This window comes from Rhizobium sp. NPDC092011 (genome assembly GCF_044756305.1).
In the GTDB taxonomy this organism is placed as follows: domain Bacteria; phylum Pseudomonadota; class Alphaproteobacteria; order Rhizobiales; family Rhizobiaceae; genus Rhizobium.
This window is the reverse complement of record NZ_JBIVSO010000001.1, coordinates 1,353,420-1,369,687: the sequence shown is the minus strand read 5'-3', so window position 1 is coordinate 1,369,687 and position 16,268 is coordinate 1,353,420. Positions and strand designations below refer to the sequence as shown.

The 16,268-nt window shown below is 58.1% G+C and carries 15 protein-coding genes and 1 riboswitch; of the genes, 4 read left to right on the top strand and 11 right to left on the bottom strand.

Translation table 11 applies throughout. From position 1 onward, the window contains the following. Positions 1-354: 354 nt before the first annotated feature. Positions 355-633: an HU family DNA-binding protein gene (locus tag ACIQJ2_RS06270; protein WP_199089721.1), complete on the top strand. Its 279-nt coding sequence runs from the start codon at positions 355-357 to the stop codon at positions 631-633. A 118-nt stretch (positions 634-751) separates the two neighbouring features. Here the strand turns inward: ACIQJ2_RS06270 and ACIQJ2_RS06265 are convergent, their stop codons facing one another. The 5 genes from ACIQJ2_RS06265 to nrdH form a co-directional block, all read right to left on the bottom strand. Then, complete coding sequence (locus ACIQJ2_RS06265) at positions 752-1,603, bottom strand: glycerophosphodiester phosphodiesterase family protein (RefSeq protein ID WP_400667896.1); 852 nt, start codon at positions 1,601-1,603, stop codon at positions 752-754. 173 nt (positions 1,604-1,776) lie between these two features. Next, positions 1,777-2,751 (bottom strand): class 1b ribonucleoside-diphosphate reductase subunit beta, encoded by a 975-nt coding sequence (gene nrdF, locus ACIQJ2_RS06260; protein ID WP_199148837.1) that lies wholly within the window; start codon positions 2,749-2,751, stop codon positions 1,777-1,779. Positions 2,752-2,776: 25 nt separating this feature from the next. Then, on the bottom strand, positions 2,777-4,930 hold the full coding sequence (nrdE, locus tag ACIQJ2_RS06255) for a class 1b ribonucleoside-diphosphate reductase subunit alpha (protein WP_400667894.1): 2,154 nt from the start codon (positions 4,928-4,930) through the stop codon (positions 2,777-2,779). Beyond that, positions 4,918-5,313 (bottom strand): class Ib ribonucleoside-diphosphate reductase assembly flavoprotein NrdI, encoded by a 396-nt coding sequence (nrdI, locus tag ACIQJ2_RS06250; protein WP_199148839.1) that lies wholly within the window; start codon positions 5,311-5,313, stop codon positions 4,918-4,920. Before nrdI ends, nrdE begins: the two co-directional genes overlap by 13 nt. A gap of 11 nt (positions 5,314-5,324) precedes the next feature. Further along, positions 5,325-5,546 (bottom strand): glutaredoxin-like protein NrdH, encoded by a 222-nt coding sequence (gene nrdH, locus ACIQJ2_RS06245; protein ID WP_199148840.1) that lies wholly within the window; start codon positions 5,544-5,546, stop codon positions 5,325-5,327. A gap of 251 nt (positions 5,547-5,797) precedes the next feature. Next, a riboswitch (cobalamin riboswitch) is annotated at positions 5,798-6,018 on the bottom strand. 162 nt (positions 6,019-6,180) lie between these two features. Here nrdH and ACIQJ2_RS06240 point away from each other — a divergent pair. After that, entirely contained in the window at positions 6,181-7,419 is a 1,239-nt protein-coding gene (locus ACIQJ2_RS06240; protein ID WP_400667891.1) for a hypothetical protein, read from the top strand. 88 nt (positions 7,420-7,507) lie between these two features. Here ACIQJ2_RS06240 and ACIQJ2_RS06235 read toward each other — a convergent pair whose 3' ends face one another. The 5 genes from ACIQJ2_RS06235 to ACIQJ2_RS06215 form a co-directional block, all read right to left on the bottom strand. Next, entirely contained in the window at positions 7,508-8,653 is a 1,146-nt protein-coding gene (locus tag ACIQJ2_RS06235; RefSeq protein WP_400667889.1) for an acyltransferase family protein, read from the bottom strand. A gap of 250 nt (positions 8,654-8,903) precedes the next feature. Continuing rightward, entirely contained in the window at positions 8,904-10,019 is a 1,116-nt protein-coding gene (locus tag ACIQJ2_RS06230; protein ID WP_400667887.1) for an FUSC family protein, read from the bottom strand. Between the two features lie 248 nt (positions 10,020-10,267). Continuing rightward, positions 10,268-10,813: a DUF1269 domain-containing protein gene (locus ACIQJ2_RS06225; RefSeq protein ID WP_199148843.1), complete on the bottom strand. Its 546-nt coding sequence runs from the start codon at positions 10,811-10,813 to the stop codon at positions 10,268-10,270. Positions 10,814-10,866: 53 nt separating this feature from the next. Continuing rightward, positions 10,867-11,157, bottom strand: coding sequence for a hypothetical protein (locus ACIQJ2_RS06220; RefSeq protein WP_400667885.1), 291 nt, complete (start codon positions 11,155-11,157; stop codon positions 10,867-10,869). A 131-nt stretch (positions 11,158-11,288) separates the two neighbouring features. Continuing rightward, on the bottom strand, positions 11,289-12,920 hold the full coding sequence (locus tag ACIQJ2_RS06215) for a Na+/H+ antiporter (protein WP_400667883.1): 1,632 nt from the start codon (positions 12,918-12,920) through the stop codon (positions 11,289-11,291). Positions 12,921-13,583: 663 nt separating this feature from the next. Here ACIQJ2_RS06215 and ACIQJ2_RS06210 point away from each other — a divergent pair. Then, entirely contained in the window at positions 13,584-14,348 is a 765-nt protein-coding gene (locus ACIQJ2_RS06210; protein WP_400667881.1) for a nucleotide-diphospho-sugar transferase, read from the top strand. Positions 14,349-14,404: 56 nt separating this feature from the next. Here the strand turns inward: ACIQJ2_RS06210 and ACIQJ2_RS06205 are convergent, their stop codons facing one another. Beyond that, positions 14,405-15,334, bottom strand: a complete 930-nt coding sequence (locus ACIQJ2_RS06205) for a phytanoyl-CoA dioxygenase family protein (protein ID WP_400667879.1) — start codon at positions 15,332-15,334, stop codon at positions 14,405-14,407. Between the two features lie 97 nt (positions 15,335-15,431). Here ACIQJ2_RS06205 and ACIQJ2_RS06200 point away from each other — a divergent pair, with 97 nt between their 5' ends. Further along, entirely contained in the window at positions 15,432-16,256 is an 825-nt protein-coding gene (locus ACIQJ2_RS06200; RefSeq protein ID WP_400667877.1) for a helix-turn-helix domain-containing protein, read from the top strand. The last annotated feature ends 12 nt before the right edge of the window (positions 16,257-16,268 follow it).

Here is a 16,268-nt window from a genome sequence, read left to right as displayed (position 1 = left end):
AGTATGATGGCGCCATCGCCTGGGGACCGACCGCGCTGCCAATGACCTAGCCTTTCCTTTTGGGATACGCGGTATCATGGCAAGCCGATCGCTCAAAAGGCCGTCCCATCAGGGCGGCCGATCGCCGCAAAACGGCTTGAGACGGTAGAACCGCGAGGGAATCTGCGCCCTCCGGCCAGGGCAACGAAAACAGGCAATTTCTCGAAATTGGAGCGACAGAAGGCCGTGAGAAGCCTTGCGGACGCTGGAAATTGTGGAAATACGCCCTTTCTCGCCTCTAAAGGCCAACTGGCCTCGTGACAATGAACGGCTGCAATGGAAATGATTCCTCCGTAACCAATGCGGGGAAGTATCATGACCACCACCAATGAAATCGCAGACAAGATTGCCGCTGATCACAAGCTGACCAAGGCTCAGGGCAAGGCAATCGTCGAAGCCGTCTTTGCAGCCATTACCGGAGCAGCCTCCTCCGGCGCGGAGACCTCCATTCCGGGCTTCGGCAAGTTCAAGGTAAAGCATACGCCGGAGCGTGAAGCTCGCAATCCGGGAACTGGCGCGACCATTAAGGTTGCCGCAGCCAACAAGCTCACCTTCACGCCGGCGAAGGCGTTGAAGGACGCGCTCAACAAGTAATGCCAGCTTTGAGCCGTTGAGGCTCGATGCTTCAGACGGCCGGTCCTCGCGGAGTGGGCCGGCCGTCAGCAATTGCGAATTGACGCACCGGACGCGATCTCGCCGGCGCGCGACACAATCAGCTCGGCCTGCCGCGGCCCGACGCCCGGCGATATTCCAGATGGGCTTTCAGGGCTGCGGGCTCGTCGGTCTGTATCGCTGAAACACCGGCGTCGATCAAGCGACCCCAGACTGCGTGCGGATCTTGCAATGCAGCGGTGTCAGTGAAACCGGCACATGAAACCGCATCCAGCGTATTGACCCAGAGCGCAATCCCGGCCTCCTTGAAAATCGTCCCGCGCTCGGCGACCTGCTCCAACCCTTCAAAATAGATTTCGCACAGGAATGGATTGAGTTGAAACAGGAGGTCCAGCTGCCTTGCGGCATCCGGCGCCTCGAGGCGGGTTTTTGCCATGAAGGGAACAGCCTGCGACGACACATTCGCGCGGATCCATGCCAGATCCTCCTCAGTCTTCAGGTTACCCCAGAAATCGACTTGTTGATCCACGCCCATGGCGCGGGCGCATGCAATTACATCTGGGATCGTGTGCCTGTGCTTGACATCGAGATGGACGAAAATTCGGTCTCGGGTGAGATCGAAGACATCCCTCAGGCCCGGCAGCGTCTCCCTCGTCATCGGGTTCGCCTCGCCCCCATCGCGATCGCGCAAGGCAAGGCTCCGCAACTGCCGCCATGTTAGCGCCTCGGGCTGTTTGTTGAGGCCCGTCATTCGTTCGAGCGTATCGTCGTGCAGGAGAACAAGCTCTCCGTCGCTGCTGCGTCTTACGTCGATCTCGACCACATCATAGCCAGCGGAAATCGCCTGCTCTATCGCCAGCAAGCTGTTTTCCGGTGCCGCACGCCATAGCCCGCGATGAACGATGATCGCGCAGTCGCGCGCGGGGTCGGCTATATAATCGATGTAATTCATGACACGTCCTTGGCCTCACGGAAGCCGGGACGTAGCATAGGACTTTGTCAGTGCTGCAAAGCACGCGGCACATGATCGCGTCGTGACGGTGAGCCCAAAGCGACAATCGCAGCCTCACGGCTGCGATCGGAACTCATCTGGCATTCCATGTCCTTGAGCGGCTAGGCCGCCCCTCAGAAATCCCAGTCCTCATCCTCGGTCGCAACAGCCTTCCCGATGACGTAGGACGAACCGGAACCGGAGAAGAAGTCGTGGTTCTCGTCGGCATTCGGCGAGAGCGCCGAAAGGATCGCCGGATTGACCTTGCAGGCCTCGGCGGGGAACAGTGCCTCGTAGCCGAGGTTCATCAACGCCTTGTTGGCGTTGTAATGCAGGAACTTCTTGACGTCTTCGGTGAGGCCAACGCCGTCGTAGAGCGCTTCGGTATATTTCGCCTCGTTGTCGTAAAGTTCGAGCAGCAGGTCGAAGGCAAAATCCTTGATCTCCTGCTTGCGGTCTTCCGAAAGCCGCTCCAGCCCGCGCTGGAATTTGTAGCCGATATAGTAGCCGTGCACGGCTTCATCGCGAATGATAAGGCGGATCATGTCGGCGGTGTTGGTGAGCTTGGCGCGGCTCGACCAGAACATCGGCAGATAGAAGCCCGAATAGAACAGGAAGCTTTCGAGGAAGACGCTGGCGACCTTCTTCTTCAGCGGATCGCCGGATGCATATTGCTCCATGATCAGCGCCGACTTGCGCTGCAGAAACTCATTCTCCTCCGACCAGCGATAGGCGTCATCCACGTCAGGCGTCAGGCACAGCGTCGAAAAAATCGACGAGTAGGAGCGCGCATGTACCGCCTCCATGAAGGAGATGTTCGAAAGAACGGCCTCTTCATGTGGCGTAGCGGCATCGGCCATCAGCTTGACCGAGCCGACGCCGTTCTGGATCGTGTCGAGCAGGGTCAGACCGGTGAAGACGCGGATGGTGAGCTGCTGCTCCTCCGGTTTCAGCGTCGCCCAGGACGGGATGTCGTTCGACAACGGCACTTTTTCAGGCAGCCAGAAATTGCCGGTCAGGCGGTTCCAGACTTCGAGATCCTTGTCGTCGTCGATGCGGTTCCAGTTGATCGCACGGATACGGCTTGCCGGCTTGAATTGCATGTTCACGGGAATGTCCTTCTCAAACCGGAAATCAGAGGGCGCAGGAAACGCAGCCCTGCACCTCGGTGCCGGACAGCGCCATCTGGCGAAGACGGATGTAGTAGATGGTCTTGATACCCTTCTTCCAGGCGTAGATCTGCGCCTTGTTGATATCGCGGGTGGTCGCGGTATCACGGAAGAACAGCGTCAGCGACAGGCCCTGGTCGACATGCTGGGTGGCCGCCGCATAGGTATCGATGATCTTTTCCGGTCCGATCTCGTAGGCGTCCTGGTAGTAGTCAAGATTGTCGTTGGTCATGAAGGCGGCCGGATAATAGACGCGGCCGATCTTGCCTTCCTTGCGGATCTCGATCTTGGAAACGATCGGGTGGATCGAAGAGGTCGAGTGGTTGATGTAGGAGATCGAGCCCGTTGGGGGCACGGCCTGCAGGTTCTGGTTATAAAGGCCAGATGTCATGACCGACGTCTTCAGCTCAAGCCAGTCTTCTTGCGTCGGGATGTGGATACCGGCCTCTTCGAAGAGCTGCTTGACCCGTTCCGTCGCCGGCGCCCATTCCTGCTGCGTATATTTATCGAAGTATTCGCCGGAGGCGTATTTCGAATTCTCGAAGCCCTTGAAGCTCGTTCCCCGCTCGATCGCCAGGAGGTTCGAGGCGCGGACCGCGTGGTAAGTCACCGTATAGAAATACATATTGGTGAAATCGACACCCTCTTCAGAGCCGTAGAAGATGCGTTCGCGGGCGAGATAACCGTGCAGGTTCATCTGGCCAAGGCCGATAGCATGGCTGTCGTCATTGCCCTTTTCGATCGAAGGCACGGAGGAGATATGGCTCATGTCCGAGACGGCCGTCAGCGCCCGAATGGAGGTTTCGATGGTCTTGCCGAAATCGGCGGAATCCATCGCCGCGGCAATATTCAGCGAACCCAGGTTGCAGGAGATGTCCTTGCCCATGTGCTCGTAGGAAAGGTCATCATTATACTTGCTGGCTTCGCTCACCTGCAGAATTTCCGAGCAGAGATTGCTCATGGTGATGCGTCCGGCGATCGGATTGGCCTTGTTCACCGTGTCCTCGAACATGATGTACGGATAGCCGCTCTCGAACTGGATCTCGGCGATGACCTGGAAGAAATCGCGCGCCTTGATCTTCTTCTTCTTGATGCGGCTGTCGGCGACCATTTCGCGATATTTTTCGGTCACCGAAATTTCAGTGAAGGGGACGCCGTAAATGCGCTCCACATCGTAAGGCGAGAACAGGTACATATCGTCATTGTTCTTCGCGAGTTCGAAGGTGATATCCGGAACGACGACACCGAGCGACAGGGTCTTGATACGGATCTTCTCGTCGGCATTTTCGCGCTTGGTATCGAGGAAGCGCATGATGTCGGGATGGTGGGCATTGAGATAGACGGCACCAGCTCCCTGGCGGGCTCCAAGCTGGTTGGCGTAGGAGAAGGAATCCTCGAGCAGCTTCATCACAGGGATGATGCCGGAGGACTGGTTCTCGATCTGCTTGATCGGTGCACCGGCCTCGCGGATGTTGGTCAGCGATAGCGCCACGCCGCCGCCGCGCTTGGAAAGCTGCAGCGCGGAATTGATGCCGCGTGCGATCGATTCCATATTGTCCTCGACCCGCAGCAGGAAGCACGAGACGAGCTCGCCGCGCTGCTTTTTGCCGGCATTGAGGAAGGTCGGCGTCGCCGGCTGAAAGCGGCCAGAGATGATCTCGTCGACCATGTCCTTGGCCAGGGCTTCGTTGCCTTGTGCCAGCGCCAGCGCCACCATGCAGATGCGGTCTTCGTAGCGCTCCAGATAGCGCTTGCCGTCGAAGGTCTTCAGCGTGTAGCTGGTGTAATATTTGAAAGCACCGAGGAACGTCGGAAAACGGAACTTCTTCGCATAGGCGTGATCGAAGAGATCACGCACGAAATTGAACGAATACTGATCCAGCACCTCTTGCTCGTAGTACCCCTCAGTCACCAGGTAATCCAGCTTCTCCCGCAGATTATGGAAGAAGACGGTGTTCTGATTGACGTGCTGAAGGAAATACTGCTTGGCCGCCATGCGGTCCTTGTCGAGCTGGATCATCCCCTGCTCGTCATAGAGATTCAGCATGGCGTTGAGGGCGTGATAGTCCAATGCCGTTTCCGTGGCCTTCGCTGGCCGGTCAAGCGTTAGCGTGTCCAAAATCGTTCCAATCCGTGTCTGACATTGGCGACATCCTCCTCCGTTCCCAAAAGCTCGAACCGATACAGAAACGGCACTTTGCATTTGGTAGAGATAATGTCGCCGGCGATACCGTAGGTCGCCCCGAAGTTGCTGTTGCCCGCGGCGATGACCCCGCGGATGTTCGAACGGTTATCCGCATCGTTGAGGAAACGGATCACCTGCTTGGGCACGGCACCCTTGCCTCCTTCGCCGCAATAGGTCGGCACGATGAGGACATAAGGGCGGGTAGCTCGAAGCTCCTCCCCCGCTGACAGCGGGATACGAGCGGCCGGCAAGGCAAGCTTGGCAACAAAGCGATGAGTGTTCTCGGATCTGCTGGAAAAATAGACGAGCTCACCCACCGCCCAACTCCTCAGGCGAGGGCGCTGATCATGTCAGGACGAAAACCGGCCCAGTGCTGCTCACCGGCGATGACGACCGGTACCTGACGGTAGCCGAGGCCCTGCACCAGCTCGTAGGCGGCGTTATCGGTGGACACGTCAATGATGGTGTAATCGATACCCTGGCGGTCGAGCGCGCGGGTGGTCGCGGTGCATTGAACGCAGGCGGGCTTGCTGTAGACGGTAATGCTCATTGGATGTCCTCGTGTGTCTTATAGGCGTGCGAAAGTGTTCGGGCACCAGACGATGCCCGCATTGCAGGATGAAAATGAAGACGGATGCGGCGCGCGGTCGGTCGCTTAAACGACCGTCATTCACGTAGCCGAATATGGGTACTCAAAAACATGGACTTCACCCCGAAGTAATTCATGCGGGGCATTCGCGGGAGCGAAGACGCCGGCGGTCATGCCGCACAGTTCCCCGCTCGCCACCCGGACACCCCGCCCGTGGACGCTATGCTCGAGGCAGGTCTCCTGGCTCGCGGGTCGCAGCATCCGATCTTGCCTTCCCAAGACACATGTGTCCCAGTGGCCATGTCGAACGAACGCTCGCCGCTCACAGTTGCGGGGGCAGCTCCGGCTTGACGACCATCATGTCCGTCGACCGGATTCCCATCTTCGCCTCCAATCCTTGCGAATCGAAGGAACCTCGAACACTATATATAGTATATGAGGTTAAAATTGCGTCAACTGGTTCCGCGCGCCTGCTCCAATTTCAGTGTTGATAATATGTGGATAGCACCACCAATCCCTGCATCTGCGGGGCTGGACAACTCAGATGTTACTTTATAACAATAGGCATGTAATGTTATTACATAAAGGATCACCCATGTTTTGCTCCCGCTCTGCAACCCTCCTGGCCGCCTCCTCGCTGGCGTGCGCATTGCTATTTCCATTTCCCTCCCTCGCCGAAGAAGAGAACACGGCGGAAAGCTGGAGGTTATTTGTCGCCGATCATAGCCTGCCGATTGTTCGCGCATTCGATGTTCGGAGCGGCCGCGAAATAGGCCGCTTCGACATCGACGGATATGCCGCGCTTTCGCTCACCCAAACCGGCAAAACCGTCTTTGCCGTACAGGGCGACAAGAATGTGGTGCATGCCATCGACACAGGCATATCGCTTTCCGATCATGGCGATCATCGCGATATCAAGCTTTCCGACCCGAAACTGCTTGCAACCGTGGTGAAGGGAGAAAAACCTGGCCATGTGGTGAGCCATGCAAACGATGTAGCGATCTTCTATGATCGCGGCGGCAAGTTCGACCTCCTGTCGGAAACCGATCTTGCCGAGGGCAAAGCCGACATTCGGGCTTTCGGCACCACCGCGGCCCATCATGGTGTCGCCGTGCCAATGGGCAACCATCTGCTCGTGTCGGTGCCCAACATGGACTTAGCCGTGAAAGAAGGCGAGCTGCCGCCGCGTCTCGGTCTGCGGGTACTCGATCGCGCGGGCCAGCAGGTAGGACAAGTCGCGCCCTGCACCGGACTGCATGGCGAAGCGACATCTGCCCGGCTGGTCGCCTTCGGCTGCGAGGAAGGCGTCCTCATCGTACGCCCCGGCGGGATCGACGGTCCGAAGGTCGACATGCTCGCCTACGGCACGGCGATGCCGAAAGGCAAGGTCTCGACCTTGCTCGGCGGCACGTCCATGCAATTCTTCCTTGGCAACTACGGCGAACAGACTATCGTCCTGATCGACCCCGATGATAAAGCCAATCCCTATAGGCTGATCGAGCTACCGACGCGGCGCGTGGACTTCGTGCTGGATCCGGCGAAGCCACGGCATGCCTACGTCCTGACGGAAGAAGGAAAACTGCATCTCATCGACACGGTCGACGGCGTGATCGCAAAGTCCGAGAGCGTGACCGAGCCCTACAGCAAGGATGGCCATTGGCGCGATCCGCGGCCGCGTCTGGCCGTTGCCGGCAATCTCATCGCCATAACCGATCCCCGTCACAGCGAGGTGCGTCTGATCGATGCCGAAACCTTGAAGGAGGTCGGCAATATTCCCGTGGAAGGACAGCCCTTTGCCATTGTCGCCGCCGGAGGATCGGGCGCGACCCACTGAGATCGCGCAACCTCCCCAGCGCAACTGACATCGTCCCAGCCACATGAAGGAAACCGGCCGTCACGGCCGGTTCCATCGCTCGGCTAGCTCAGGCGAAGCGCGTGGAGAACACGGCTTTGCAGGAAGCTTCAAGATGACGCTTCAACTCGTAAAGCAGTGCACAGATCGCAAGGGTGGCAACGACAATGGGGACGAATAGCGAAGCAGACATCAGTCCGAGCTGATCCAATGCGTAGGCGATAAGCAGCATGACGGTCTGATGGAGCACGTAGTAGGTGAGAATGGCTCGATTGAGATAGCGGATTAAGGCATTTTCGACTTTGCACCAGATCTTGGCATAGCCGAGAACGGCGACGATAGCACACCATTGAAAGGTGCCTCCAAGTGCCCTTCCCAAAAGCAGGCGCCATTTTTCAGGCTCGGCGGCCGGCATAACGACAAAGAGCAACGCCAAGACCAATGCGCACGCCGACGCCACGCCCAAGGCCGGTTTCCGCATGTCGACCACGTCATCCCAATAGTCATCGCGCGTCGCCATCGCCGCTCCGATAAAGAAGCATACGATATAGACGGCGTGACTATACCAGTCCCCCAACATGTTGGGCGTCGGCGGGAATGCCGGCCTGAGCACGAGCCGCAACAGCACGAAGAGTATGACGGGCAGTATGAGAAGCCATTTTCCGGTCAGCCAGGAGGCAAGCCTATCGCCCGCATGAACCAAGAGTTGCGGCCGAACCGACACCGCAAGCGTCAGGATGGCTGTATAAATCCAGAGGTAGGCGAGATACCACAAATGCTGCATGCCGGCGAGCTGGGCCAGCTCACCATTCGGCAAGAGTATCGGCGTCCAGGTCGCATAGTGCCAGAACACGTCATAGAAGCTGACGTTCACGTCCAAACCTGCGTTCAACCACACATAGATCTGGGGAGGTATCAGAAATAGGAGCCCTAGCAGCAAAGGTATCAGCAATTGCCTTGTGCGAGCACTTCTTAGCGCATCCGGAGATTGCCGCGTCAGCAAGATACCCGTCACCGTTCCTGAAATAATAAAGAGCAGAGACATCCGCCAAGGATGCGTCCATAAATAAATGAGATCAAAGACGGCAGAGCTGTCCGGCGCCTTCAGCAGAAAGGTTCTTGAGTTGAACATCAAGCTGACATGATAGACGATCAGCAGCATGAAAGCTGCGACCCTGACATAGTCCAGATCATATCGACGCGACACCCTATCCATGATTTAGCATATCGAACTTCAACCTTTAATGGATGGTAAAAGCCGAATTGCCATAATTCACAACGCGCCGCTCCGGAGGCCCAAAACCAGCGGATGTGCCCAGCGGGCCAACGCTATTTCCCGAGCACGACGTCGATATCGACGCGGGAGTTGTCGAGAAAAACTCCCATCGGCGGGCTTATCTCTGCATGGCCCTGCTTTCGGATGGAACCCGATGAAAAGGGAGATTTTCCAAGACCAGCCGGAATGTTCAGGCCGGCCGATCGCCTTCATCGCCTCGGCTCTCGCGGATGCGGTCAGCGAGATCGAGAAAATTTTGTCGTATGCGGCGCACTGTAAAATCGAAACCGAACAAGCGCCCACTGTCACTGAACCCAACCGCTTGGGCAGCTTCTGAATGCTGAAATGCTTCGAAGGCCGCTTCGAAAGCGCCGTTCGCCTCGGACAGACGGCCTGGATCGATATCGCCTCCTTCCCTCAGAGCTTTGCCACAGGCCTCGGCAAAACCGGCCTGTGCACGCAGAACCTGCCCGGCCTGCAAGCCAAGCGCCTCTACGACCTCGGCGGGAAACGGCGCCTCAAACAGATGGCTGACATAGGTCATGTCATTGCGGATGCGCCACAACGAGCGCGGAATAGCATCGGAGATCCCCTGCTTTGCCAACCACAGCGATCGCTCGCGCTGCGCATCGGTCAACAGAGCTTCCGTGGCGACCAGCGATTGCCGCAACCCGATATTGGCCTCTGCCGCCGAGACCGCTTCGCCCTTTTCGGCGGCGGTCGCAAGCGTGCGCATGATCTGCGCCATGACGTCGAGTGCTGATGCGAAACGGTCGAGCACGACCGTTCGCGAACGGGTCGGCAGGATGAAGAGGCTAGCAAGGACGCCGATGACACCTCCCAGCGTGATTTCCGCAATGCGATCAAGCACGAAAATCCCCACCGGGACCGTTTGCGAATGGGTCAGCATCACGATCGCGGCCGTTAGTCCGGCGTTCTTCAGACGCGGCGCTCGCACGGAAACGAAACTGGCGAAGCCGACGACGCTGATCAGTGCAATTCCGATGGGAAGCGGCTCGTGCGGCGTCACGAACACTGCCGCACCGCCAAGCACCGCTCCCGCGACCGTCGCAACCAAGCGGTCAACGGCCATTCCGGCGGTTGCGCCCACCGATGCCTGCATAACGATCAATACGGTGAACACAGCCCAATAGCCCTGCTGAAGATTGAGCAGTTGGGAAAGCGCATAGGTTACTGTGCAGGCAATCATGACCCGCAGCGCCTGTATGGCAGCGCGCCTGGTCTGAAACGATGAGGTTTTCGGCGGGGGCGGAGGTCCGCTTTGACGAGATGCGGGCTCTGTCATTGCGCGACTTTCCAGATGGAAACGTGTGTTGACAATGGCCGTGTGGGTCTTGCCCCTCCCGTTCGAGCAAGGGTGGCGCCAGCGGCCACACCTTTCGTCAACAATGGCAGCAATTCTTCCAGTAGGAAAGAAGGACGGCCCGAGAGAGGGCCAATCTCTGCACGCCTCTATGGTCTCAAACGGAAAAGCCCGAACAACCGGTAATGTCGTTCGGGCTCCAACGCTCTATTGGTCTGGAGAATTTTGGGTCAGGCGGTTGCCGCAGCGGTAGAGGGCGGCGTCAACGTGTCATCGACAAGCGCCTGCCGCAACCGCGTTTCCTGCTCCGGCGAAAGCGAGGTACGAAGCAGCCGTGCGTGATCGCCCTTGAACTCGGCCAGCACTTTCTCGGGTTGGACCTTGCGGATCAACAGGAAAAGCGCGGAGCTTTTTGCGGGAATGGTGTCAGCCAGCTTCTTGATCAGATCGTCGTCGATACCGTAATCCGCCATCGATCCAGCCAGCGCACCGGATCCCGCGCCAAGCGCGCCACCGACAACCAGACCCGCCAAGGGATTGAGAAACAGCAATCCGACCAGGGATCCCCAAAGGGCGCCCGACAGGCCACCGCTCGCCGCGCCCGCGGCAGTCAGGTTGACGCTCTGCTTGAGACGAACCTTGCCGGTATCGTCTCTCACCGCAATGACGGCGTCTTCCAGATCGATCAGATATTCCTTCTCAAGCTGCACGAGACGATTGAGAACGGCATCCGCCTTATCGGCATCATCAAAACCAAGAACCACGAGTTCAGACATCAAAAATCCTCCGGGGTCGTGTCGACGTGACAACACATAGTGCGCCGCAGCAATTAGTGAACAGCCGTGCTGATCAATCTATGCGGATGATTGGCCTTAAAATGAGAAATGACTTCAGCTGCCTGCTGTAGCACCTTGTCGGCGTTCTCCGGATCGTCGCGAGCCAACTCATCCGCATTGATGCGGATAGCTTCAGCCATGTTGTTCGAAAACGCCGCGAACTGCTTGTCGCCTTCGACCAGGGCCTCAAGCGCTGCATCTTCTAATGTCAACGCGGCATCGATCAGTATTTCCTCGCGCTCTTCAACGCTCAATTCTTCGATTATCTTCGTTCTTTCTTCCATTTTGATCACTCCAGATAGACGTGATTGACATCGAGCTCATGAAGCCTCGAATACTAAACAGCTAAGAAGAGAGAAACTTGGTTTCAAGATCCAGGCTGCGTCGAGCCATGATCAAACGACGCTTGGACGGCCTAGCTGGCGTAGCGCGTTTCCAGCATATCCAGCTCGCGCACGAGCTTGGTTGCAATCTCGTTGCCAATCTGTTTGGCCCGCAGCTTACGAAAGATTTCGCTGCGTTCGGCCCGCACGGCTGCGAGCCGCAACTCCAGCTCGATACGGTTCATGCGCTTGGAAAGCTCCAGCTCCTCACCCTCGCCGGATTGATTGCGGATACGTTCGCGATAAAGCTCCATCACCCTCGACGCCACCTCTACATAGAGGTCAGCGTCATCATGGTCCTTGGATAGTGAATGCTGAAGGCGCGCGACTTCCGTGATCGCTGCTCTCGCGGCATCGACCCTGGCGGCGGCTTCATCCTCCTCATGCTTGGTGTCCTTCGGAAGCTCCAGATTCCGGAGCAGCGGCGGCAGGAAGAGCGCTGCCATTATCAACGACACGATGATGACACCCATGGCAAGGCAGATAGCAAGATCGCGCGCCGGGAAAGGCGAACCGTCGTTCATTGCGAGCGGCAAGGTCAACACACCGGCAAGCGTGATCGCACCGCGAACGCCCGCAAACGAGAAAGCTGCCAGGATACGCCAATTCGGCGAAGTCTGGCGCTGGCGCCGCTGCCGAAACAGGGTCAGGTGAAGCGACAGCCAGACCCAGATAAACCGCAGCGCGACGAGACCGAAAGTGAGCCCGACGACATAGGCAGCAAGCCACCAGAACTCGTGATGCCCCGTCACCTGCACCGTCGCCGACGCTCTGGCCGCAATCGAGGGAAGCTGTTCGCCGAGAAGCACGAAGATCGTGCCGTTGGCGGCGAACTGGATCATGTCCCACACGGCACTGCGGCGCACGCGGGTGGTGGCCATCGCGCGCCCCGAACTTTCCGCGACACTCATCGTCGTGCCGGCCGAGACTGCCGCCAGGATGCCGGAGCAATGGGCATGTTCCGCGATCAAATATGCCGCAAACGGGATCAATATGCTGACCAGAATTTGCGAGCCGCTCTCTTCGCCATAGCGCAGCGAAATTCTGGTGCTGAGCCAAGTGATCGTCCACGTGACGCCGACACCGATCGCCAGGCCACCGATCGCCGTCCAAAGAAAAGTCAGCGTCGCGTCATAGAGCGAAAAACTGCCCGTCAGAGCCGCGGCGATTGCAAAACGAAGGCAAACGAGGCCCGACGCATCGTTCAAAAGGGATTCGCCTTCGAGGATATGCATCATCCGGGGCGGGATCGGCACCCTTTGGGCGATTGCCGACACAGCTATGGGATCGGTCGGCGAGATGACCGCAGCAAGCGCAAACGCGACTGGTAGCGGCATGGCCGGGATCATCCAGTGCACGAGCAGGCCGGCACCGAGAACGGTGAAAACCACCAGCCCCAGCGCCAGTTCGACGACGATGTTCATATCCTTCCGCAGCTCGTCGGCCGGGATCCGCCAACCGTCGAGAAAAAGAAGTGGCGGCAGAAACAATAGGAAGAAAATCTCGGGATCCAGCTGCACGCTCAGATTGGCGGACAGACCGATAATGGCCCCGAGCGCGATCTGGATGAGCGGCAGCGGCAGGACGAGCGGTATCGCTCGGGAAATGGCGCCACTCACGACGATTGCCAGCAGAAGGACGAGGGTTGTGGTAATTGTCTCCATTATCCCAACCTTTGCCTGGATTTTCCGATTACGACCGCCGAGCCTGAACTATAGAGGCGCGGCAGCAAAATTCCACCGCCGAAGGCAGGTTTGGCATCCATGTTCCGCATATTGAGAACGTCATCGTGTCGCGACACAGCGATCAGACGCCAAGGCGGATAGTTCAGACAAGGCCGCCCAATTTGCCGTTGCGCGCGAGAAAGCGTCGGCCCGTAACACCCCGGATCATGTGAGAAACGCCTTCGTGGCGTCAGAAAGCCGGCCCCGCCGTCCCGCCTTTCAGCGAGAAGTAAGCAAAGGCCGCTAGGAAGAACGCTATGACGGCGGCGGCGACCAACAGGCGCTTCAACCACGGCGGCGTTTGCCTCGGTGGCTTCGGCTTGGGACGGCGCTCAAATTTGACAATATTATCGGACATGCACACCGATTAGCGAAGATCAAACGGTTTGCCAATCCGATATCAGCACAAGCGAGGTTACGTTCCGACCAACCATCAGCCAAAACCGCTCGAGCGAAGCGAACTCTCGCTCTGACCTGCGACACACCCGGGGGCGTGCAAGCAGGCCGACTGTCAATATCAACAGAAAACCAGATGGGCCTACTCAGATCGCAAATTGCGGACAGCCCATTGAACGAAATAGACACAGCCCGAAAGGTGCCCCCTTGAAACTACTCAATATGGTCCGCCCCTGGACAGCTCAGCAGCGTGCGCTCATCATCCCGTTCCCCGCCCAGCACGACATCGAGAGGCGCAAGTCTGCAGCAACGGATGCCGACGGCTTGGTGGTGGCTTTCTTCACCCCCTGCAGTTTCTACGAACAGGAAAAGGAACGCATGGTCCGCTCGGCCGAGAGGATCGGCCTGACAGTCCACGCGACAGCATTGCCTAGCGCCGGAAGCTGGGTGCTGAATGCAGGCCTGAAACCCGGCTTTCTTGTGCAAGAACGGGCAAGACTGCGTGGGCCGCTGCTTTACGTCGACGTCGACGCCGTCTTCCATCACAATCCCTGGCCGGAACTTGGCAAGCTCGATTGCGATATCGCCGCCTATTACGATGGCGAAGGACGCCTGCTCAGCGGAACAATTTTCATCAACGATACCTCTGCGGCGGCGTGTATCCTGGAGCTCTGGCGGCAAGCCTGTTTGGCAGCTCCGGAGATGTGGGATCAGCTTGTTCTCGAAGAGATTATTGCCAAGGACGAACAGAGCGCCCTTCCAAAATTTCGCATCGCCAAACTGCCTGTCTCCTTCTGCTGGATCTTCGATCGCACCGAAAACGAAGCGGTTGGCGAAATCTTCATCGAGCAATTGCAGGCCAGCCGGGAGGCACGGAAACCCAAACGCTGGTTCGGCCGTATAGGCAAGCGCCTGAAGCGCCGCCGCGACCGGATCGGCGAGATAGAGCGCATTCTACACAGCAACCGATAGCCGCCGGACTGCCTGTCGCTTTTGGTGGACGCCGGCGTCTGACGCCGGCGCCCAGATCAAAGCATGTCGCCAAGAGACCAGTGGTTGTTCCAGCGGGCGTCAATCTCGTCCTCGACATTCTGATAGCGGATGTCCGTGGACAACCGCAGCCGCTGGTGAGCGTCCTGATTGGTCGTCGAGGCATGAATCATGAAGGGTGAGTGGAGCATCACGTCTCCGGCTTCGTAATCGGCAACCAGCCAGCGCGTGTCGAAGCGCTGCGCCATGTCAGGCAGATCCTTCGAGACCCATCCGCCCTCTGTCATGTTGCGATTATAGGCGCTCACGCGCTCCTCGGGGGTGAGGTCACTGTTCTGTTTTGCGAAGTCGCGCTCCATTCGGGCGCCGATTGCGTGCGAGCCTTCGAGATAGGTGAGCCCGCCCATTTCGATCGGAATGTCTCCGATCGGAATCCATGCGGTCACGACCCGGCTTGTGCCCCCACGAAGATAGACGAGATCATAATGCGCGGGCGTTGCCGTCGTCGTTCCAGGACGGACGTGGCGCATGATCTTGCGCTTATGCAGATAGGAAATGCCCGCCAGGAATTCATCCATGAAACGCGCCAAGCGCGGTTGTGCGCAAAAGCCCTCGTAGGCGACCGAACGGACCAACGCCATTAGGCAACGGTCCACCGCTTTGCTATCCGGCGCAACCGCGGATGCGATCCCATCGCGCGGATCCGTGCCCGAGGCGATGAGGCCGGTTGCTGCCAGATGGCCGAACACCCAACCGCGGAACTCGATCACCTCGTTTCGCGGCAGAAAACCCTTCAACCAGACATAACCGTTTTCTTCGTAGAGACGGCGGATCGCCGCAACACCGATATCCGGATCGGTGGGCGTCAGAGAACCCAGCCGATTTGGCGCCGTTGACAGCACCTTCTCATTGGCAACAAGTCTGAGCTGTTCCTCGCCACGCTGCGTCATCTTAGTGGGAATCGACATTTCATTCGCCCGACATCTGAGTTGAAGACCCGTTGAATCTAGCGAAATAAGCTGCTTTCCTACATGGAGGAAAATCATACTGGACTTTTCGCTCATCATGAAAACGACGGAAGCCATCTATCGATCACCGCTTGCGGCCATGGGAGGCCTAGCCGTTATCGGCAGCGGCAAACAGCACGTCGCGCATTGGGTAAAAGCTCGAAAACTGCCGAGCTATGCCGCCGTTCTGGTGGAGCACGGCAGCGGGTTTCTGGAAACCGATGTCGTTGGTCGAAAGAGCATCAAGGGTCCTGCCCTTTTCTGGCTTTTCCCGAACCGGCAGCATTCATATGGCCCGGATGTAGATGGCTGGAGCGAGCGGTGGGTACTTTTCGAAGGCTCGCTCCTGCGCGACTTCCTGCGGCTGCGACTGATAAGCGAGCAGAATCCGATCATGCCGCTTCGCAGCCTCGACCGCGTGCAACGTCTCTTCAACACTCTGCACGCCGATCTGATCGAAGATACGCCGCTTGCCAGTGCTTCGGCCGCTTTAGCCCTCCATCAGGTCGTCATTCTCGCTGCCCAACAGGTGGGGCGGATCAGACCTGTGCCAACTGTGGGTGCTGATATTGCAGAGATCATCGAGGCATTTCGCAAAAGAGCGATGCAGCCTCTCGACATGGCGGCTTTTGCGGCTGAGCACGGCATGTCGCCGGCAACCTTTCGCAGGAAGGTATTGGCGGAAATCGGCCTGCCACCGAAAGGCTTTCAACTTCGGCTGCGCTTGGATCACGCCAAGGAGCTTCTGGCAACGACAGACGACAAGGTCGAAATTGTCGCCTCCAAGGTGGGGATCGACGACGCGTTTTACTTTTCGCGGCTGTTTCATGAACGGGAAAACTGTACCCCGCGCGAGTTCCGCGACCGCTACAGGAGAAGCTGAAGCAGCCTTGGT